Raw genomic sequence first — 21,061 nt, 5'->3', positions numbered from 1 at the left:
TTAGCTATCCCCACCATAAATGGTCCTACACACCAACTTTTTTTAATGCGACTACTGTTTAAAATACAGGTAAGGCCTTATCATCGGCACTTTATTGCGACGCACTTGCCTACCCTACCCACTATGAAAAATATGCTGCTGTATCTGGTTACCGTTTTAATCTGGGGCTCTACCTGGTTTGCTATTGAATTTCAGTTAGGCGTCGTCGCGGTTGAAGTGTCATTGCTTTATCGCTTTGCCATTGCTGCGGTATTAATGTGGTTATTTTGCTGGTGGCGTAAACTGGATATGCACTTTACCCTGCGCCAGCATGGTTTTATTTTACTGCTAGCCAGCTTGAATTTTGCCGTGAATTTCCTGTTTATTTATCAGGCGCAGCAGTATCTTACCTCTGCCATGACGGCCATAGCCTTTACCACCATGCTATTGATGAATATCGTCAATACTCGGCTGTTTTTTGGTAAGCCGGTGGCTAAACGGATCTATTTTGGCGCCTTGCTGGGTATTGCTGGGATCGTGGTGTTGTTCTGGCCAGATTTAGACGGCATCGATTTAACCAATACCAGTCTACTTGGCTTAATACTGATTTTATCCGGCGCCCTATCGGCGTCCTTTGGTAATATGGTGAGTGTACGCAACTCGCGGGAAAATATGCCCATTATGCAAGTAAATGCTTGGGGTATGCTGTACGGCAGCCTAGTTCTGCTTGCAGCAGTATTGTTTAAAGGGCATAGCTTTAACTTTAGTACTGAACCTTCTTATATTATTTCATTGCTGTATTTAGCCATATTTGGCTCAGTCATCGCCTTTGCCAGTTACTTTGCGCTGTTAAAACAAATAGGCCCAGAAAAAGCCAGCTACACCATCGTGCTGTTTCCATTGGTTGCCGTGGTGTTAAGCACCCTGTTTGAGGGTTTTCAGTGGACTAGCTACACCTTTAGCGGCTTTGCACTGGTGCTGCTGGGCAATGCCATCGTACTCACCCCATTTGATCGTATTCGGGCGCTATTTAGCCGAGAGCAGCCAAAGCTAGTCAGTTAAACTCCTACGTAACTTGGCACGATTGTCCTAGTTTTGCAGGATAAACCCTAAAGGTATACACCTAACATTTCAGCAGCGGTAATGTTAGAACGACGGCCTAACGTGTAAGAAACGGGCAAAACGTGGGATACCGTTATTGGTATACCCATTGTAGCGATATGTAATAGCACTGCCAATTTCTGGAGGATTGGCGCGTAACGCATCACTTAAGCCACTGCCTATAGCAAATTCTTTCCCCTCAGGGGTTCTTACCACTAATGCTCCCACCATGCCTTGGTATTTGCCCTTACCAGGGCGGTAACCAATTACAATGGCCTCGGTATCTTGATAGCTTTTTAGTTTTAGAAGATCATGACTTCTGCCAGTTTTATACAAAGCATCTTGATGGTGCAACATGAGCCCTTCCGCGCCATCCTGCTCTAACTGTTGCAACATAGCCATTAATGCAGCCTTATCGGCTACCCGAAATTGCTGTACAACGTGCAAATAAGGACTGTTTTGCTGCTGTACTAACGCGTGCATAGCACTGATCCGCTCGGTAAAGGTACCTGGCGCATCTGGCAATTCAAAAATATAATAACCTAGTTGCTGCCACTCGCTGGTAACAGGCTGCTGCTTGCTAACAATACTTAAAATGTGTTCAAACTGCTGGCGGGCAAACCACAGCTCGCCATCTAACGGCTGTGTAGGAAAATTGGCGGTAAACCAAGCCGGCGCCGCAATAATATTACCACCGCGCGATATTAACTGCTTACCATCCCAATACGCTCTTACGCCATCCAACTTTTCACTGATCCAATACTGTTGTTCATCAATATCGTCTCGATACACATTGGCCAATAACAAATCAGGCTTTACTGGGGAAGCGGTTGCTGATACGAGGAAATCCACATAAAACGCCTTACTGGCGTAAGCATCAGAGCAGGTTACGCCAACACTGATCAATAAGCATAAAATTAACTTTTTAATCACCTAAAATCACTCCCTTTACCGAAAAGTAAAAGTATAGTAAACGATGCAGGTTCGGCAAATGATTAGTACGAGCCCTCTTTGGTTCAGGATAAAGAGGGTTTAGCATGTGTTATCTGATTAAAGGTGTAAGGTATTTAAACGAAGGGAATACAAGTTAATCTAGAATAGGCTGTAAGTAATTGGGCCCTAACTGGCGCATTTGACGCTCGACCCAGCTAACTCGCTGCTGTAAATAAGGCGTTAATTGACGAGGATCTCGCTTACGGGGGCTTGGCAAAAGCACCGCCAACTGGGCTGCTTCATTCCGGCTAAGCCTTGCGGCAGATTTACCAAAATAGTGCTGGCTGGCTGCTTCTACACCATAAATGCCTTTGCCAAATTCGGCGATATTTAAATACACTTCCAGAATTCGCTTTTTGCCCCAGATAACCTCCAGGCTCAGTGCCAGTGTGGCTTCAAGTCCCTTTCGCAGCATACTGCGACCCGGCCACAACAGCAGATTTTTGGCCGTTTGCTGAGTAATGGTGCTGGCACCACGCAAACCACCGCCATCATCAAAACGCGCCAGTGCGTTGCGCAGCTCGGTAATATCTACACCAAAGTGCTCGGGAAAACGTTGATCTTCAGAGGCGACCATTGCCAATGCTACATGGGATGGCAATTGCTTAATACTGATCCACTGCTGCGTAACCGGATACGGGCTTTGCAGCATAAACGCGGTTGTAGGTGGTGGGACAAAACGTAGGATCAGTAATAGCGTCAGCACAAGCAATAAAAACAGTAACATCAGCTGCGACATACGCCAGCAGACACTTCCTACATAACCGAAAAAACCGCGTTGATGCTCTGTCATCCTACCTCTTTAAGTGATAGTCATAATGCATTTAAGAATATCGCAATAGATCGCACGTCTAACGCTTGTGTAACCGCCTTCCCCCCTGTTAAAACATCTACTCGTTGTGCTATTTCGAAGGAAGATCTTCGATCAATTCCCGATGTACGCAAACTGCGGTACTTTTCGGGCGGATCGGTTTACCTCTGCCTTCTAGATGCGCTCGCGTAAACGCCGCGCCAAAAAGTAATATCATTGAAGAGTAATTTACCCAAAGTAATAGCAATGCCAACGAACCAGCGGCACCATATGCCGACGCAGTGGCGGTATAGGCTAAATACACCGAGATAAACGAACGACCTATGGTAAACAAGATCGCCGTAATAAAGGCGCCAAGCAACACATCTCGCCATGACAGCACAACATCAGGCAAAATTTTAAACATAGATGCAAAAAGTAGCGTAACAACCAGTAACGACAAGATTAATTCCGTGCCTACCATAGCCCAACCGGGTACGGGCAACCACTCTTCAGCAAAGGCCATTACACCGCGTAACGCAACCGACAAAAGTAACGACACTAATAAAATAAAACCAATAGCTAAAATAATTGTTAAGGATAACAAACGACTTTTGATAAATACCCAAAGATTATTTCTTTTCGGACGGGGCGCTACATCCCAAATTTGATTTAACGATTGCTGCATTTGCGCAAACACGGTGGTGGCACCAATAATAGTGGCAATGATACCAACTAAGGCGGGCAGAAAGCCGCTTTGATCAATTTGCGAGTTCACTACCGCCGTTTGAACAACCCCCGCGGCATCTGCACCCAGCGTATCTTCCAATTGGGCAAAAAGCTCACCTTGTACGGCACTTTCGCCAATCACTAGCCCTACGACTGCCACCACCACCACCAAAATAGGCGCAATAGAAAACACGGTAAAAAACGCCAGCGCCGCCGCATAAATAAACGCCTGACTGCCTAACCAATGCTGCAATGCTGCCCCTAAAATGCCTAACCAGTGGCGTACCATTGCGGGAAGTGCGTCGTATAAATTATTCACTATCATCAAAATACCCTGCCATTACTGCTAATATTGCGTAATTGCTGCAGCTACATCCGTTCTATCACAGCAAGCTGCCACAACACAAATATAAGCCAACATCCTGTTTGTAAATGTAAACGTGGCTTTTCGTAAAGTCCACGTGAGGATTTATGGTGTTCGTCACATCAATCTTGAACGCGCAATGTCTCTGTTGGCTTTAAAAGCCAAGCGAGTTCGGTGGCCTGACACTGGCGTTTCAGACCGCCCTCCACGTCATTTTTCTCAACACAGTGAAGACTGTACACGGTATTATAATGTGCGTGTAGTTCTTGGTAATTCACCGAGAAAGGCGGCCCAGTTAGTAATTCTTGATCGTATTCAAAGCAAATGAGCAATTGGGGTGCCCCTTGACTAAGAGTAATAAGGTGTTTTGCATAGCGTTGCCGCATAGTAATAGGCAGGGCTACCAATGCCGCTCGATCATAAATAGCATCAATACTACCTATGAGGCTTGCTGACAACGCAAAAATATCACCAACATATACCTGCAGCATCTCCGTCTGATAACACAGAACCTCACCTACACAACTTATGGTAGGGGTAAGCCCTAACTCAGAGAAAAGCTCTTGCACAGCAATATTGCTTAACTCAGCGCCAACCACCCGATAGCCTTTTGATAGCAACCAGTGTATGTCGATACTCTTACCACACAGCGGCACAAACACTCTGCCACCAGGCGCAATAGCCAGTTGCTGAAAATAACGGATCAATAACGGATTGGCGGCTGCCTGATGAAAAGCAATGTCTTTCTTTTGCCATTTTTCCTGCCAGAACTCTGGATTCATTTACGCGCCTTAAATTCTATGGGGTTTGGCTAACAAGAGAGCCATACTGCTAAGAAAAACACCGGTTACTCTGGGCTCTGTCGTTTAGCATTGATCAGTTTTAACAATTCCACCGTGGCGGTAGCATCCGCAAGGGCTCGATGATGATTTTTCAGTTTAATCTCAAACTCCTCACATAACTTACCCAGGCTATAAGATGCTAATCCCGGATAATAGCGGCGCATATTCACCACGGTGCAAAGCTGCGGCATATCGAACGGCAATTCACAACGGGCGAATTCAGCGCGAATAAAACCGTAATCAAACTTAGCATTATGCGCCACAAACACCGCACCTTGTAAGAACTCGGCGAGCTTGCTGGCAATATCAGCAAAGGTGGGAGCATCGGCTACCATAGCATTGCTAATGCCCGTTAAGCGGCTAATAAAAGATGGGATAAAACGGCCAGGGTTTAGCAAGGTGCTAAAGGTGTCTAACACCTCGCCTGCCTGTACTTTTACTGCGCCGATTTCAATCACTCTGTCTGTCCCTGCCTTGCCGCCGGTGGTTTCGACATCCAGCACGACATAGAGCCGGTTAGGATCGACTACCCACTGCAATTTTTCAATACGGGCAGTAAAGCCAGCGTTGTTAAGGGCTAACAACCGGGCTAACTGATGGCGCTGGATTTTATCGCCGGGCGCTTTAACTTCGATAAACTGCAACTGGTTATCTTTGCATAACAACAGATCTGGGTAACCGCTACTATTGCGGTTAAAATCCTGCGCCATCGCGCGTAATATTGGTGCTAACGCGCTTTCACCCTGTTCATCGTTTTCGGCATTTTTGTGATGGCCGCGCGGCGCGTATTGCAGCAAAGGTAATAGCTGTTCAGCGAGATCGCCATGCCAGTAAAACAGGCTATTGGCTTTGCCATAATGCGCGGTTAACGCACTCAGTAGGATGGTTGCGGCATTTGGCGCAGCCAGTTGCGCTAATTTGTGCTCGATGGTTGCCTGAAATTGCGGATAAAAACCACCCGCACTTAAATTGCGCGGCCGCCGTTCAAAGGGGTTATGTAGCGCACTTTCTTGATGCTCAAACAGTTCATGCCAAAACCACAGACCAAACAACGCCAGCCAAAGATTGTTTTCGCTATGAAACGCCCGATAACCGCGCGCCTGATAATGCGCGATGAGCCCGGCTTCTGCTTTGCCTAAATAAAGCTCGTCTACACCAATTTGCGGAGCGGCATGCAGCAACTGCGTGAGTTGCGAGCGGCGCTGGCTGCTGTTACATACATGACATTTCCGCTGATAAAAATCGTCAGCAAATAACCATTCTTCATCACAGCTGGGATCGTCTAATAGCCTTTGCAGTAGCTGTTGGCACTGTGTTTTATCGCCCTGTTGCCAGTACAAGCGCACCAAGCGTTCGCTGGCCGGAAAGCCGTTACTTTGTTGATAAAAAGCCACAGCTAACGACAGCAACTTTTGCTGCTCAGCCAGTTTACCCAACTGATAACAGCGCTCGCTGCGTTTTAGGGTTAACGCTGGAATATGGGTATTCGGCCACTGTTGCACCTTGTCCAGCCAGCTACGTAACAGCGGCTCAGCCTCTGTTGTCTCGTGTTTTAGCTGTTTGCTTAAATCGGCCAGCGCCAGCTTGGCTTGCGCTAATTGAAAAGCTAATTCGGCCTCTGCCAAATCGGTAAAGCGCGGACTAAATTGTTGCTTAAACTGGCCCGTTTGTCGAATACCCAAATCGCGCAGGGTAAAGAGCGAAAGATTAGGCTCTACCCGCCCAAAATAAAGAAAATACAGATAATTAATTGCGTCTAAGCGTTGCAGCACTACATACTGCTGTGGCAACTGCGCAATCAAAGGTAGCCAATCGATCGGCAGCGCTAAGGCTGCACGCAGCAGTACCGGCTTAGTGTGGCTTTTTTTTACCTCAAGGGGAGATGCCAGTTGCGGCTGCGCCAGGTCAAGCAACTGCCATAGCGTATCTTTGGTGAGTCGCAGCCAAAAATCGGTTAGGACATCCTCAGTGACGGCGGCAATAAAGCCAGTATGTTGCAGCTCTGCCAATAGTGGCGCTACCGGGCCAATTTCGGTGTAAGACAGCTCGCTGTCGGCAAACACCCGACCTTTACGATTCAGCATCCTTACCAGCAATTGCTGCGCAGGCATACTTAGTTGCGCAAAGTCATCTAGCCAGGTGTTGGCAAGCGGGGTTAGACAAGCACCATAATGCGTTTTTACAAACTGCAGCAGCTCTTGAAAGTGCTGCAGATAGTAACGGGTATCCAGCTCTGGTCTAACCGACATAGGGTTAACTGATCACCGTGCTAATCAAGTAACCGGTATAACCAATAAACACGGCCAACAAAATCGCACCCTCTAGGCGGTTAATTCTGCCTTGTTTTTTGTAGCCATACCCCATCACAAAGACCGCAGCCGTTAATATGGCCATTAATGTCCAATCGCGGGTTAAGACTACGGCATCTACCGCCATCGGCTCTATAGCCGCAGCAATACCGACTACCGCTAACGTATTAAACAGGTTAGAACCAATCACATTTCCTAGGGCAATATCATGCTCACCTTTTTTAATAGCAATTAATGAGGAGGCTAATTCAGGTAACGATGTGCCCACAGCCACAACGGTTAACCCAATGACTAAATCACTTACCCCTAAACTCTGCGCAATAAAAACAGCACCATAAACCAGCATCCGTGAGGCGATAATCAATAACACTAAACCGACTAACAACCAAATAATCGCTTGTTTAAGCGTCATTTTGCCACTATCTGCCAGCTCATCCTGCATTTCTGTTGCTAATGCATCTTGGGGATTGCGCATGCCTTGCCAAACAGACCAGCCCATTAATACAAAAAACACGCCCAACAAACATATCGCATCAAAACTGTTTAATTGATGATCAAAAAGCAACCAACCGGCAAACAGGGTCACTAACATTAAAATAGGAAGCTCTTTACGTAGCACTTGAGAATGCACCGCAATGGGGCTTAACAGCGCCACTAACCCTAAAATGAGCGCAATGTTAGTAATATTTGAACCATAAGCATTACCTAGCGCCAAGGCCGGATTACCATCAGCAGCCGCCATAGCAGACACCACCATTTCAGGAGCCGAAGTACCAAAACCAACAATTAACATACCAATTAATAATGGCGGCATACCGGCATATTTTGCCGTAGCAGCAGCGCCATCCACAAAGCGATCAGCACTCCAAACAAGCAGTACTAAGCCAGCAATTAATGCAACAACAGCTAGCAACATTGAATAGTCCTTACTAAAAAATAACAGGCGAATGATCTTAGGCGAGTAACAGTGTGTAGCATAGCATGCGGCTATTTTGGCGCACAGCCAGCACAAGGGTTTTTGAAACAAATGTTTAAACAGCGTATGCTAGCAATCTAGGACCCATGGAGTACCTTATGCAAAATTTAGTAATGATACTGGCCTTGTTGTTTGTTGCCCTGTTTGTCGTAGTGAAATTGGCTGAAAAATTTGGCAGCCGCGACCAAGCAGAAACGGCTAAATATAGCCGTTTCTTGATGCCTTTGGTGGCCATTATTTTATTAGCACAATTGCTAAAAATGTTATTTTTTACTGATTAAGTCTTAGCCATTTGCTGCTTCCAGTTCAAAACGGTTACCAGCAACGCGGGCAAAAACGTTAAGCTAATTAAGGTTGAGAACAGCAAACCACACAATACGATGATACCAACCCCGCGATACAATTCAGTCCCCTCTCCTGGGATCAACACCAGAGGTGCTAAACCAAAAATGGTGGTTGCCGTTGACATTAAAATTGGCCGTAGCCGAGTTTCAACGGCTTGTAACACCGCCTCAAGCACCGTTATCTGTTGAGAGGCTAAATTGCGCCGACTTTGATCCACGATCAAAATCGGGTTATTCACCACGGTGCCAAGCAAGATCAAAAATCCCAGCATGGTAATCATATCAAACGGTTGATGAAAACCGCCTATGCCCACTACGGTCAGTAAGCTGCTCACACCATTGATCGTGGCTAAGCCTACCAAGGCCCCCGCTAAGCCCAACGGTACCGTGGCTAAAATAAACAACGGATAACCCCAGTGAGTAAAAATAGCCACTAACAACAAATAAATTAATACAATGGCTACAGCGAAGTTCCCCCCTAATGCTGCTTTGGTTTCATCGAGCTGATCAGAAGCACCTGAGATATCTAACATCACATTACTGGCGATAAGGCCCTCTCGCTGTAATTGTGGAACCAATTCTTCTCGCACTTTGGCCACTGCTGTTTCTAATGCCACGGATCGCGGTGGCACAATGTAGAGGGTAACGGTACGTCGTCCATCCACACGGCGTAAGGTATCACTGTCGGCAACTTCTTCTAAGCGCGCTAAACTACTTAACGGGAGCACGGCGCCACTGGGTGTTAGTACGGGAGTTTGTGCCAATTGCGATAAGCTTTGCTGTGCGCCAGCCTGACTAAACAGAAAAATATCGACTTTGTCATCCGCTAGAAAAAACTCATCGACGAAGGCGCCATCACTGAGTGCGGATACCGCAAAACCAAAGTCGGCCGCCGTAAAGTTTAACTCTGCCAGTCGCTGCCAATTCGGGCGGATCTCCACCAAAGGCTGATCAAGCGATAAAGACGATGGCTCAGAGCTCAATTGTGGCCGATCAAATAACTGTCCAGCAGCCACATACGCCGCGTCAGCGGTAGCATATAAACTGGCTAAATCGGGCCCAGATATATCTAGCGCCACGGCGCGCGTTCCACCATCGTTACTACTGATAATCGATCCTCTGGCCGAAAACGCGCGCATCCCAGGATACTGTTTAAATAACGTCGTCATTGCCTCCATCATGGCACTGATATCTTCCGGTCGCGTTGGCTCACTCAGTACCCGAATGCGCCCTACTGATACACTGAGTGAATAATATTGTAACGACGGCATCGTGGTTTCCCCACGATCAAATAAACTCGGATCCGCATTGACTTGAGCAGTAAGAAATTCTTTTATCTCAGCGGCGATGTTGGCCATTTCAGATAAATTGTACCCTGGCGGTGCAATCATCGACGAAAACGCTTTAGGTTCTTCCCCTTCAGGTAAATACTCCGCTGGAGGCAATAAATAACCAGCAGCACCCAGCGTTAATACTACCGTCGTGGCTAACACCCAAAAACGACGTGACGCGTGACTAATTAATTTTTCAACTACGCCCGTGATCCCTGTTCGCGTGGTTTCCCTCACCGTCGCATCACCAGAAGGCACAGAAGATTTGCCAAAACCCAAACGCGCAATTGCTGCAGGTACTACAAACACCGCAACTAACATGGAGGCAATAATCGCGGCGGCAATAGCTATGGCGATATCGGAATATAACTGACCGGCTTCTTGCTCAATAAATAAAATGGGCATAAATACCAGCACGGTCGTTAAGGTTGACGCAAGTACGGCTGGCCATACTTCTCGCACGCCTTGAATAGCCCCTTCAATCCGATCTAAGCCACGACGACGAGCTTGTTCGATACTTTCTAAAACCACGATAGTATTATCAACCGTCATACCAATAGCAAAAGCAACGCCAGCCAACGAGATCACATTTATCGTACGACCAAAGGCTAACAATCCTAAAAACGCTGCAATGGTACAAATTGGTACACCGATAACGCCAACAAGCGTTGCTCGGCCAGAACGTAAAAATAGGTACATTACAAACGTAGCCAGCAAGGCGCCCAACGCTAAGTTTGTCCACACGTTGGCAATAGAATCTTCAACATAACGCACATCATCACTGATCAGCATTAACTGCAAGCCATTCGGGCTTAGCATATCCCGATTGATTTGTGCGACAATGTCAACCATGCCCTGCTTGATGTTAATAACATTAGAACCTGGTTCACGCCGCACCGATAAACTTAAGGTTTGCTCTCCATCAGCATACGACAACTCGCGTACTTCAAAATGATCTAACACGATCGTCGCTACATCTTTTAAGCGAACCTGATTATCTCCTTGCTGGCTTATAATCAAATCTTCTAGCTCATCTAATTGATCAAAGCGGCCCACCATACGCAGTAGATAACGCCGTTTACCACTATCAATATCACCTGCTGAGCTATCGCGATTGCGTGCCCGAATGGCGTCTCTCACTTGAGTAAGGCTGATGCCACGCTGCGCTAACCGCATAGGATCCACTAGCACTTGAATTTGGCGCTCTGCACCGCCACTCACACCCACCTCAGATACCCCTGGCACACGCTCCATTTGTGGCCTGACATAGTCCTCGGCATAATCCCGCAACATGTCCATATCCAAATTTAATGGATTGCCACTAAGCGGCATCAGCCGAAAATACATAAAAGCATTATTGGAAAAGGAACTGCTAAATAAACGGGGCTGATCAACGTTTTCAGGATAGGAAGAGACTTGGCTTAATGCATTACTGACTCGAATAAGTGCTTCATTTACATCAACGCCAAACGGAAACTCTAATTCAATATTCGCAGAGCCCGTGCTGGCACGCGATACCATGCGTTTTAAGTTAGGTAGCGTGCGTAAGTAACGCTCTTGTTCAATTAAAATTTCTTTTTCTACATCTTGCGGGGTCGCACCTGGCCAGCCCGTTACCACACTGATCGTACGCACTTCTAAATCAGGGATCATTTGTACAGGTATGCGCAACGCTGCCACAATACCCAACACACAAATAATTAATACAGTAACCGTAAGAATAGTGCCGCGACGAATGCCTGCTTCCAGCATGAGTTATCTCCCTGAATGTGTGGCATTGTTAACAATCGTGACGGCTTGTCCCTCACGTAAAATCTCATTTCCTCTAACCACGACAGGTTGCGATATGGGTAAACCAGATAAAATCTCAATACCTTGCTCACTACTTCGCCCAACCGTCACGTTGTGTCTATACGCTATGTCATCAACAATACTAAACACGCTAAAATTACCATCAGGATGACGTAATAACGCATCGGGTGGCACCACTAACACGTTTTGTTCTGCACGTTCAAAGTAAAAAAGCGCACTTGCTGAAGTTCCGGGTAGCAATGCATACTCTGTATCATTAATTTCTAACCGCGCCAAAAAGCTGCGCGCGTTGTTATCACCTACCGGCACCATGGCCAGTAAACGCCCTGTAAATTTTTGCTCCGGCGCACTGTCAGCCGTAATCTCAATACGTTGTAACGACGCCAGCGCTGCGTAGTATTCTTGTGGCACTTGTACATCAAGTAGCAGCGGCGTTAAGCTGACTAATTGAAAAACAGGCGTACCAAGCGCTACCCATTCCCCCACATCAGTACTACGCCGAGCAATTACACCGCTAAAGGGTGCCGTTAACGTATGTCGTGCAACGACTTCTTGCTGTTGTAATACACTGGCTTGCGCCTGCTGATACAAGGCATTGGCTTCAGCTAATGCCGCACGGCGCAAAGCCAATTCAGTTTGCGGAAACAGCTGCTGCGCGATCAATTGCTCTGCCTCAGTGACTAAACGTTGTCGCTCATTCTTTAATACTTCTGCTGCATTTAGGGCTGCACGCTGTTGGGCTAATTGATGGGTTGCTAAGGCGGTATCCAGCGTTAATAACGGTTGTCCTTGTTTCACCGACGCGCCAGCATCGACGAGAATCTCAGCCACTAAGCCAGCCGTGCGACTCGATAAATTCGCATTTTGCTGCGCCGTTAAACTTCCACTTAGTTGTAATTGTTCTGACAGGCCTTTTTGTTGCGGCATGCTCACTGTCACGGGCACACGATCTTCTGCCGCAGCAAAGGGGAGTAAAACTGCATTGAGTAACAGCAACGTACTGCAAAAAATATAGGCGTTCCATCCAGACATAACGCATCCTAGAATAATAAAGAATAGATAAGTATCAACATTTAAATAAGAACAATTCTTGATAACAAAATAATTATGCAACAAACCTCAGGCTAGATCACTTTTATGACCAACTCAGTGGATTTAACCGGTAAAAACGGCTTAAAAGTTGATAAAGCTCCGGATGCATTTGCGCCAGTTTGTGCGGCTGTTCGAAAAACACTTCACTGATCACCGCGAAAAACTCTGCAGGGTGGGTTGCACCATAATAATCAAATAAACTGTGTTGCCCCTTGGCAGCCTGTTGCTGTAATACTAAAAACGCATCTTGCATTGTCGTCGACCACTGCTGATAATCGCCTTGGCGCGCCAACAATGGCGCACCAGTGGCTTGACCTTTTTCCTGGTCCAATTGATGGGCAAACTCATGAATAACCACATTACGACCGTCATTCGGGTGCGCCGCACCCTCTATAGTATCGGCCCAACTTAAGATGACTTTGCCCTGCCCCCATGACTCACCTGATAATACCCGTGGTTGCTCATGTACAATCCCTGTGGGATCAGCTTGCGGACTTTTAACAATAAACGCCGCAGGGTAAAGTAAAATTTGCTGTAGCTTGGGATAATAGTAATTTGGGCGATTGAGCAATAATAAGCAAGCCTGTGCCGCAATGGTAACGCGCATCTCGTCGGTAACGTCTAAGCCATCACATCCTACAAAGGTTTTTTCAGCAATAAATACGTTAATATGTTTTTTAAGCTGTAGCTGCAAATCGGCTGGTAAAACCCGAAAATAAGGCATCCGCTGTTTTAAAATTCGGCGCCATGCTTCAGGAAAGGGTTTTGCCATATGCTGCTTACGCTGCCATGCCCGCCAATACGGTTTACCTATAATAAAACCAATTAAGAGTGTGGCTAGTATAGTTAATATAAATAGTGGCAAGCGTTTACTCCACGTCAGTCATTGCGAACTCTTGTTGTGGGGTAAGGTCTGACTAAATTCAAGTCGGGGTAAAAAAGCGGTTGCGGGTTTACTATGCTGATATAAACACGCTGTTCAACAAGTTCACAACAATACACACACCTTCGCGTAAAACCAGAGAGGTTCAGTAACGTATACCCTATGTGCGTAGATCAGTTCCAAGGAGAAACGATGTTTAATTTTTTAAAAAATCTATTAGAAAAAGCCAGTAATGACTGGCCAAGCGCGGGGGCGACAGAATTGCCTTGGCGTAAAGTAGGGCTGAGCGAATCACAATTTATGGCTGTGGTGCTAATGTTACAACTTGCTGAAGCAGACTTTAATTCTGCAGAACAAGAGCACGATTGGGTATTAAATTACTTGTTGAAAGAGTATCAATTGTCCCCTACCGACGCTGAGATAGTGTTTAACGCGGCGGCCACTCAAGCTGCAGATGCAACCTGTTTGCACGCCTATACCAGTAAATTGAAGATGTTAACAGAACAACAGCGTATCGCGCTGCTCGAGCAATTATGGCAGGTAGCCTATGCAGACGGGCAAGTTGATCCCAACGAAGAGGCCATGCTGCGCAATGTGGCAGACTTGTTATTTATTAAGCACAGTGATTTTATAAAAGCAAAGCTGGCATTCAAGCCTACTTGAGGCGATAACCAGCTATACCATGAACATGATTTTCAGCGTTGGTTGTAGAAACAACACTAACGACGTTCATGTTCTTCTTTGTGCAGCACTTCACCTTCAATTATAGCACCAAGCTGGTCTGAGCGCGCAGAAGCATGTGATTGTGCATGTGCTGCGTGCTGGCGGAATTGGCGGAATTGGCGCATACGACGACGATGCCGATACAGTATAATTGGAATTAATACCCAGCTCAGCACCAGCGCAAACAACAAGAAAAAAGCACCAATCAACAAGATTACCCCTAGCAATAACCAAGCGAGTAGCCGCTGCAGCACACTACCCTGCTGCCGCATTCTAAACTGCTGCTGCCAAGCAGCAGCTTGTTGACGAAAGGATGAATCAAACATAACAACCTCATAAAAGATGCGGCAACATACAGCGCTATTACTGCATGATACGCGGGCTAAACGCGCGACGCTAAAAAACATACCCAACATAATTATGACACGTCAGGCTGACGTTAACCTGAATAGTTCAATCTAGCGTCGCGCAATAAGACGCGTTACTCGGTTTTTCTACTCATTGCCCAGCGCATAATATCAGCCCAACTGGGTTCTTTCCCGTACATTTGCATACCGCGTAAAAAAATCCGTCCCGCAACACGACGCATCCAATACAACATGGCCACCAATAATAACAACGATAACAAGGGTTGCCACCACGCTAACTCCACCATTGCTAACCTCACCGGCATGGCCGCAAATGACGTTATTGGTAACCAACTTAGCACTGTCATTCCCCAGCCCGTAGGGCTGTCTATAACCAAGTATGTAAAGAGCAAAGGCAACCAGGTAATCATCATGACCGCGCCTTTGCCACTAGTATTAGGATCATCGATGGACGCCGCTATTGCCGCCATAAAACACGCACACAACAAAATACCTAATAAAGCAAAAGGGACTAGCCAAGCAATTACGCCCCAATTAATTAAATGCCATGGTAGCGGTTTATCTGATAAAAATAAGACGGCTATCAGAATCCCCACAAACATCACTAAACTGGTGGTAAACATTGCTTTCATTGCGCTTAAACTATGCCCTAATACTTTGCCGTCAATCCATTGTTGCGGTGTTACAATGGCATACAATTGTTCGGTAACACGTTGTTGCTTTTCACCCGTAATGCTCATTAGTAACTGACCAAAAGCCGTAGTAAGACCAATCAGCAGCATAAATAACACCGCCAGCGCAATCCCTTTTTCAGGCCGATCATCACCTTTATAATCTTCATCTAAGAAACGCATTTCTAGCGATACGGGCTCTGATAAGCGTAAAAGTTGCTCTGGCGTTAATCCTTGTGCCAAGCCATATTGCTGCCGAAAATACTGCTCTAATACTTGCTCTAATAATTGCTGCCACTTTTTTCCAGCGGCAGTGTGCACCACAATACTCGCGTCTTCTTCCGTGACAACGGCATGCCACGTTTCACTGCTCATCAATTGATTTAACTGCTCGTCAATCGATACGGAGGGTCGTTGAAATTGAAATTGTGCAGTATTTTCTATGGTGAAATGCGCAGGTACCGCAATACGATACTCATCCCGACTTTCATCCACTAGGTATTGCCAAGTAAAAATGGCGCCCATAATACCGAGCATAATGACATAGGAAATTAATTGCTGTTTCCACTTAAAAAAACGTAAAAACTCCCATTTAGCGACGATTAAGCTTTGCCGAGAAATCATGCTATTTCCTCTTGCTGATGCGCAGACATGGCGGTTAAATATAATTGATGCAGATCGGGATTTTGCATAGACACGCTTTGCACCGTGAATTCATTTAGCAGGGTTTGCAAACAGGTTGATAGCATTGCCGTTGTAGGTAACGCCACGCTAAATCGGTGCTCTGACTGCAATGACACAGTGTAATCAGGCAACAATGTTGCGAGCTGCACCGCAGTTATAGCTTGCTGTGTTTCAATCACAACTACAGGTTTAGGCTGTGCCTGTTGCTTGATATCCATTAACGTACCGGCTAAAACCACTTGACCTTTCGCCATCAATAACATGCGATCGGCTAGTTTTTCTACCATGGCCATTTGGTGCGCACTCAAAATCACGGTCATACCTTTTGCGCGTAAGGTTTTTAGAAACTCAACGACTTTTTCCTGATTAATCGGATCTAAACCTGAAAAGGGTTCATCCAATATCACTAAAGCCGGTTTATGAATAACCGCAGCAATAAGCTGTACTTTTTGTTGATTCCCTTTTGACAGTTGTTTCAAATCTTCTTTGCGTCGTTCAGTTAGCTCAAAAATTGCTAACCAATGATCCATTTCCTGTTGCGCTTGCGCCTTCGATAGCCCATGCAACTGCGCCAAATACAGCAGATTTTTTTCTACGCTTTTATCAGGGTATAAACCGCGATCTTCAGGTAAATAGCCTAAATAACGTCTTGGCACGTGATCATAATGCGCCTGCTGGTGCGTCACGACTATAGTACCTCGGTCTGGGCGCGTCATTCCTACTAACATACGAATAATCGAAGACTTCCCAGCGCCATTCGGGCCAAGTAACGCAAATATCTCGCCGGTATTGATGGTAAAACTCACTCCGCAAACCGCGCTAACCGTAGCATAAGACTTTTCAATCTCTGTGACTGTAATGTGCATAAAAGGCTCTCTCATCATTTTACCGTAGAGTAACATTCATTAACGCAACAAGAAACATCACCAAATTTTAACGTTGTAACAATCTATTTGATGCGATAAAGCCCAGAAGCAGCAGTTTACCAGCTGCATTTAAGCTAAAGCTGTGATAAAAGTAGCTAATTAATTTTTATTGCAATTAACGTGGTAAAACGCGGGTTATTATTTATGCCATTCCAACTTGTATTTTTAGACGCGGCCACTTTAGGCGATGCGGATATTACACAATTACAACAACCCGATTGTCACTTAACTTTGCACGATTACACTGATGCAGCAGATATTGTGCCGCGCTTACAACACGCTGACATCGCTATTATAAATAAATGTGTGCTCGATGCGGCTTCGCTGCAACAACTGCCACGCTTAAAAGCCATTATGGTCACGGCAACCGGTACCGATAATGTTGATATCGTTGCCGCAAACAACGCTGGAATAGTGGTAAAAAATGTGCAAAATTATGCCGAAACTGCGGTACCGCAACAGGTTTTTGCTTTATTGCTGGCACTCACAAACCAACTGATTCAGTATCATCAAGCGGTGCAGACGGGCGTATGGTCAAAAAGTAAAAATTTCTGTTTGCTTGATTACCCAATTATGGAGCTGGCAGGTAAAACGCTGGTTATCATTGGATATGGTGCACTTGGTCAAAAAACAGCTGCGTTAGCCAACGCTTTTGGCATGAACGTAATTATTTCGGAGCGGCCAGACGCGGCGCATGCAAGAACAGGCAGAGTGCTATTTCGAACAGCATTAGCACAAGCCGATGTGGTCTCGTTACACTGTCCTTTAACCACTAACACGTTTCACTTGTTGGATGCCGAGCGCATGAGTTGGTTGAAACCTGGGGCAATTATCATTAACACAGCGCGCGGCGCCTTGATTGAGCCTAACGCCTTGATCACAGCACTACACAGTGGCCAGGTGCGTGCTGCAGGCCTGGATGTATTGGCTCAGGAACCGCCGCCAGCAAACGATATTTTGCTAAACAGTAAGCATCCAAACTTACTGATAACGCCTCATACTGGCTGGGCTAGTCAAGAGGCAAGAAAAAGAATGGTGCACAAAATCGCTGTAAACATTCACAATTTTATTGCAGACAGAACGGATAACTGAACTGCCTTGTTGTTGCCATTGGGAAAATACCACGCGATATATTAATAAGAGCACACGACACTATGCGTCTTTTTTTTATGATAATGACTGCTTTACTGTTTTTTGTTAGCACGATAGTTTTAGCAGACCCCCTAACAGAACGTCTAAAGTACGTTAGCAGCAGCCCAGAAAATGCAGAGAAAATTATTAATCTCCTTCAAGAGCAGGCCATTGAAAGCCTGACAACGGAAGATTATTTAGTTATATCTGAGGGGTATCAAACTCTTAATAATCGTGAAGCCGCGTTAGATGCCGTTAGTAAAGCAGAACTTCTTGCCAAAACACCTTATCTTCGCGCATTAAGCCTTTTTCACAAAGCCCAAGTTTACGGTATTTATTACCAAGATTCTGAAATGGCGCTGCAGCAGCTTATTCAGGCAGAACACATTTTACTTTCGCTTACCGATGCGCCCTCACGCTTACTTTTCAACGACGTGTTGACTAACTTCGCCTCGGCTTACAATTTACAAGGTAATATAAAGACCGCCTTTCAATACGCCGAACGCAGTTTACTTTTAGCACGAGAATTAGAAAACGCGCCACGTGAACTGAATGCCTTAATTTTAAGCAGCCGTATAGCCCTACAAAATAATCAATATCAATATGCTTTCACACATTTGCAACAGGGACTTACTCTTGCTACTCAATTAAAAGATGAAGAACAAATCGCGTCAATTCACTTTAGACTTGGCATGGCACATCGTAAATTAGATCAACATACAGACGCGCTTGAGCATTTCAATCAGGCCGCTGATCGCTATTTACAGTTAAACAAAACGCATAATTATAGTTATGTTTTAGTGTACCTAGCAGAAAGCTATTTAGAAAATCCTGATAAAATTGATCACGCTGAAACACTTTTAAAAGAAGCCTTAGCCATCGCGGAACAACATCAAAACACCTCACGCGCCGCAACCGTTTATTACAGTCTTGGCAGAGCAGCTTTATTACGCAAGCGCTATGCAGAGTCAGAAGCTTACTATCATCAAGCACTACAACACTTTAGACAGCTTAATTCTCGTGGGTTAATACTAGAAACCACGCTGGCGTTGGTACAACTGTTAATTGAGCAACAACGTTACAACGACGCCCAAGCGTTGTTAGATGGGATCGCAACTGACATTGTTGAAGCTGCAACATTTTTACAGTTACGCTTTAATACCAGCGCTGCAGCATTAGCCGTGGCCGATAACAAGTGGCAAGACGCCTTTAAAATTCAGCAGAAAATCACAGAATTGCATCAATTAGAGCTTAAAACACAGATGCAATATCAACTCACGGAGCTCAAAGACGGCTTAAATCAAGTAAGTGATGTTGAGCAACAAAATCAAGTAACCACCCAATTGAAACAGCAATTAGCGACAGCACAGTCTAGACAATTACTGTTGCAGGTATTACTCGTGTTGATGATCTTTGTCGCATTTTTTGTTTGGCAACTCTATCGACGCCAACATATACCCACAACCGTATTATCGGCGCCCGATGTCACCCCAAAACAATGGATACAATTCAGAGATAAGCTTAAAGCCGCCTCACAGCAGCAACCTATAACACTGTTAGTGTTACTACCTCGCGACCGCGCGTCACTTCAACGGCAATATGGTCACCAGATTGTTACTGTATTGTTTTCGCAAATCGAGCAAGAACTTCGCACCTCTGAGATTAAAGCAAGTTTTAGTAACACTGAAATGCTCTGGCTTGCTATCGGCTGTGATGACGCCAATTCAGAACAGCAATTGATTGAACAGGCAACGTTACTGTTACAACAAAAATTAACCGCTTTGGGGGCTGAGGCTGCCGTACTCGCTGCGCATTTTACGTTAGAGGATATGTTAGGCAAACATTGGCATAAAGATGATCTGAACGCCATAACAGAAGCCGTATGGTTTGGCTGGTCATTAGCCGAGCGTCAGCCTAGCCATGAGCAGGCTTGGCAACTCCGCTTTATCGCAGAACACCCTCGTCCCTGCGAGTGGCAGGTAGAAGATGTTCGCGCAGACATGCTAAATGCGTGTCGATTGGGTGAGTTAACCCTTACGTTAAATCATCAGCCATTGAAGATACCTCATTAAGCTTAAAGCTTACCCGCATTAGACATTTTTATGGCTGTCGTTTGTTACGTTAAACGTTCAGCCATTGAATATCCTTCATTCAGCGTGAAGCGTAATCGCTCGGGTAATTCAAATGACTGCTGTTTGCGACGCAAGGGGCAGTTAAAATGCAAACGTACGGCTTGTAGCGCTAAGCCGCTTTTATGCTTGTTATCTTTACCATATTGCGGATCACCTATTACTGGATGTTCAATCGCGGCAAAATGTCGTCTTATTTGATGCTTACGCCCAGTAATTAGCGCAATATCAAGCACACTGTATGCCTTCTCAGCCTGATATGATCTCAGCGTAAAGCGCGTTTCACACGGTTTTCCATCTAGCGGTAATTGAATGACACCTTGCTTAAGCAAGGTGTCATTCAATTGGCCTTTTACAGTGATTTGATAGTGCTTACTTATTTGCTGTGTCGCGATAAGTTGACTTAATGCTGCGGCCGCTTTTTTCGTGTGTGCTAGCATGACTAAACCGCTAGCTTCCCGATCTAATCGATGCAATAAAAAAACCTGTCGAAGCGGGGTAAAATATTGTTCGGCATGGCGCAGTAAACTGAGATGATCGCCCCATTCATTACCTTGCGATAGCATACCTGCAGGTTTAAACCAAATACTGTAGGCGACTTCATCAAACAAACACTCTGGCTGTGGACACTGCCGCTGCAGGAGATCATCATCGTAATGCAACTGCAACGTATCTCCGGCTTTTAACATAAACTGAGCACGTCGCAGGCGTTTAATCGGTTTACCTAGTAATTGAACAGCCCCTTTATTCATGGCATCTTTCAGACGCCCTTTACTAAGCTCTGGAACTGAACTCACCAATAAGGTTATGGCTGATTGCGACTCAGTGGCGCGTAGTTGTCGACTAAACTTCATTTTTAAGCTCTCTACTGACGCACGTAACGC

18 protein-coding genes are annotated in these 21,061 nt (G+C 45.6%); 5 read left to right on the top strand and 13 right to left on the bottom strand.

All coding sequences use genetic code 11. From position 1 onward, the window contains the following. The first annotated feature begins 123 nt into the window (after positions 1-123). On the top strand, positions 124-1,041 hold the full coding sequence (locus IE070_RS05235) for a DMT family transporter (RefSeq protein ID WP_189481283.1): 918 nt from the start codon (positions 124-126) through the stop codon (positions 1,039-1,041). Positions 1,042-1,125: 84 nt separating this feature from the next. Here the strand turns inward: IE070_RS05235 and IE070_RS05230 are convergent, their stop codons facing one another. The 6 genes from IE070_RS05230 to IE070_RS05205 form a co-directional block, all read right to left on the bottom strand. Further along, positions 1,126-2,013 (bottom strand): DNA ligase, encoded by an 888-nt coding sequence (locus tag IE070_RS05230; RefSeq protein ID WP_229796934.1) that lies wholly within the window; start codon positions 2,011-2,013, stop codon positions 1,126-1,128. Positions 2,014-2,167: 154 nt separating this feature from the next. Continuing rightward, positions 2,168-2,866 carry a monofunctional biosynthetic peptidoglycan transglycosylase gene (gene mtgA, locus IE070_RS05225; RefSeq protein ID WP_189481179.1) on the bottom strand — a complete coding sequence of 233 codons (699 nt, stop codon included), beginning with the start codon at positions 2,864-2,866 and terminating at the stop codon, positions 2,168-2,170. Positions 2,867-2,975: 109 nt separating this feature from the next. After that, positions 2,976-3,917 (bottom strand): YihY/virulence factor BrkB family protein, encoded by a 942-nt coding sequence (locus tag IE070_RS05220; RefSeq protein WP_229796933.1) that lies wholly within the window; start codon positions 3,915-3,917, stop codon positions 2,976-2,978. A 161-nt stretch (positions 3,918-4,078) separates the two neighbouring features. After that, the gene (gene tmpT, locus IE070_RS05215) at positions 4,079-4,738 is read right to left on the bottom strand and encodes a thiopurine S-methyltransferase (RefSeq protein ID WP_189481177.1); all 660 of its coding nucleotides are present in this window, start codon (positions 4,736-4,738) and stop codon (positions 4,079-4,081) included. Between the two features lie 65 nt (positions 4,739-4,803). Next, positions 4,804-7,047, bottom strand: a complete 2,244-nt coding sequence (locus IE070_RS05210; protein ID WP_189481175.1) for an exonuclease domain-containing protein — start codon at positions 7,045-7,047, stop codon at positions 4,804-4,806. A gap of 4 nt (positions 7,048-7,051) precedes the next feature. Continuing rightward, entirely contained in the window at positions 7,052-8,023 is a 972-nt protein-coding gene (locus tag IE070_RS05205) for a calcium/sodium antiporter (protein WP_189481173.1), read from the bottom strand. Positions 8,024-8,181: 158 nt separating this feature from the next. Here IE070_RS05205 and IE070_RS05200 point away from each other — a divergent pair, with 158 nt between their 5' ends. Next, positions 8,182-8,364 (top strand): hypothetical protein, encoded by a 183-nt coding sequence (locus IE070_RS05200; RefSeq protein ID WP_189481171.1) that lies wholly within the window; start codon positions 8,182-8,184, stop codon positions 8,362-8,364. Here the strand turns inward: IE070_RS05200 and IE070_RS05195 are convergent. The 3 genes from IE070_RS05195 to IE070_RS05185 form a co-directional block, all read right to left on the bottom strand. Beyond that, positions 8,361-11,510, bottom strand: a complete 3,150-nt coding sequence (locus IE070_RS05195; protein WP_189481169.1) for an efflux RND transporter permease subunit — start codon at positions 11,508-11,510, stop codon at positions 8,361-8,363. The genes IE070_RS05200 and IE070_RS05195 overlap by 4 nt on opposite strands. 3 nt (positions 11,511-11,513) lie before the next feature. Continuing rightward, positions 11,514-12,602 (bottom strand): efflux RND transporter periplasmic adaptor subunit, encoded by a 1,089-nt coding sequence (locus IE070_RS05190; protein WP_189481167.1) that lies wholly within the window; start codon positions 12,600-12,602, stop codon positions 11,514-11,516. A gap of 103 nt (positions 12,603-12,705) precedes the next feature. Next, positions 12,706-13,527 carry a M90 family metallopeptidase gene (locus tag IE070_RS05185; protein ID WP_373296914.1) on the bottom strand — a complete coding sequence of 274 codons (822 nt, stop codon included), beginning with the start codon at positions 13,525-13,527 and terminating at the stop codon, positions 12,706-12,708. A gap of 210 nt (positions 13,528-13,737) precedes the next feature. On the opposite strand from IE070_RS05185, the gene IE070_RS05180 reads away from it, so the two are divergent. Continuing rightward, entirely contained in the window at positions 13,738-14,208 is a 471-nt protein-coding gene (locus IE070_RS05180) for a tellurite resistance TerB family protein (protein ID WP_189481165.1), read from the top strand. A 56-nt stretch (positions 14,209-14,264) separates the two neighbouring features. Here the strand turns inward: IE070_RS05180 and IE070_RS05175 are convergent, their stop codons facing one another. The 3 genes from IE070_RS05175 to IE070_RS05165 all read right to left on the bottom strand — a co-directional run bounded on the left by IE070_RS05175 (position 14,265) and on the right by IE070_RS05165 (position 16,857). Continuing rightward, positions 14,265-14,594, bottom strand: a complete 330-nt coding sequence (locus IE070_RS05175; RefSeq protein ID WP_189481163.1) for a hypothetical protein — start codon at positions 14,592-14,594, stop codon at positions 14,265-14,267. 155 nt (positions 14,595-14,749) lie between these two features. Then, positions 14,750-15,931: an ABC transporter permease gene (locus IE070_RS05170; protein ID WP_189481161.1), complete on the bottom strand. Its 1,182-nt coding sequence runs from the start codon at positions 15,929-15,931 to the stop codon at positions 14,750-14,752. Then, positions 15,928-16,857, bottom strand: coding sequence for an ABC transporter ATP-binding protein (locus IE070_RS05165; RefSeq protein WP_189481159.1), 930 nt, complete (start codon positions 16,855-16,857; stop codon positions 15,928-15,930). The genes IE070_RS05170 and IE070_RS05165 overlap by 4 nt, the downstream gene beginning before the upstream one ends. 204 nt (positions 16,858-17,061) lie before the next feature. On the opposite strand from IE070_RS05165, the gene IE070_RS05160 reads away from it, so the two are divergent. After that, positions 17,062-18,009, top strand: coding sequence for a D-2-hydroxyacid dehydrogenase (locus tag IE070_RS05160; RefSeq protein WP_189481158.1), 948 nt, complete (start codon positions 17,062-17,064; stop codon positions 18,007-18,009). 62 nt (positions 18,010-18,071) lie between these two features. Beyond that, positions 18,072-20,120 (top strand): tetratricopeptide repeat protein, encoded by a 2,049-nt coding sequence (locus IE070_RS05155; RefSeq protein ID WP_189481156.1) that lies wholly within the window; start codon positions 18,072-18,074, stop codon positions 20,118-20,120. 44 nt (positions 20,121-20,164) lie between these two features. Here the strand turns inward: IE070_RS05155 and IE070_RS05150 are convergent, their stop codons facing one another. Then, the gene (locus IE070_RS05150; RefSeq protein ID WP_189481154.1) at positions 20,165-21,031 is read right to left on the bottom strand and encodes an RluA family pseudouridine synthase; all 867 of its coding nucleotides are present in this window, start codon (positions 21,029-21,031) and stop codon (positions 20,165-20,167) included. Positions 21,032-21,061 lie beyond the last annotated feature (30 nt).

The organism is Alishewanella tabrizica, from assembly GCF_014652375.1.
Lineage (GTDB): Bacteria > Pseudomonadota > Gammaproteobacteria > Enterobacterales > Alteromonadaceae > Alishewanella > Alishewanella tabrizica.
Note: the sequence above shows the minus strand (reverse complement) of the source record. Positions and strands in the feature narration are given on the sequence as shown.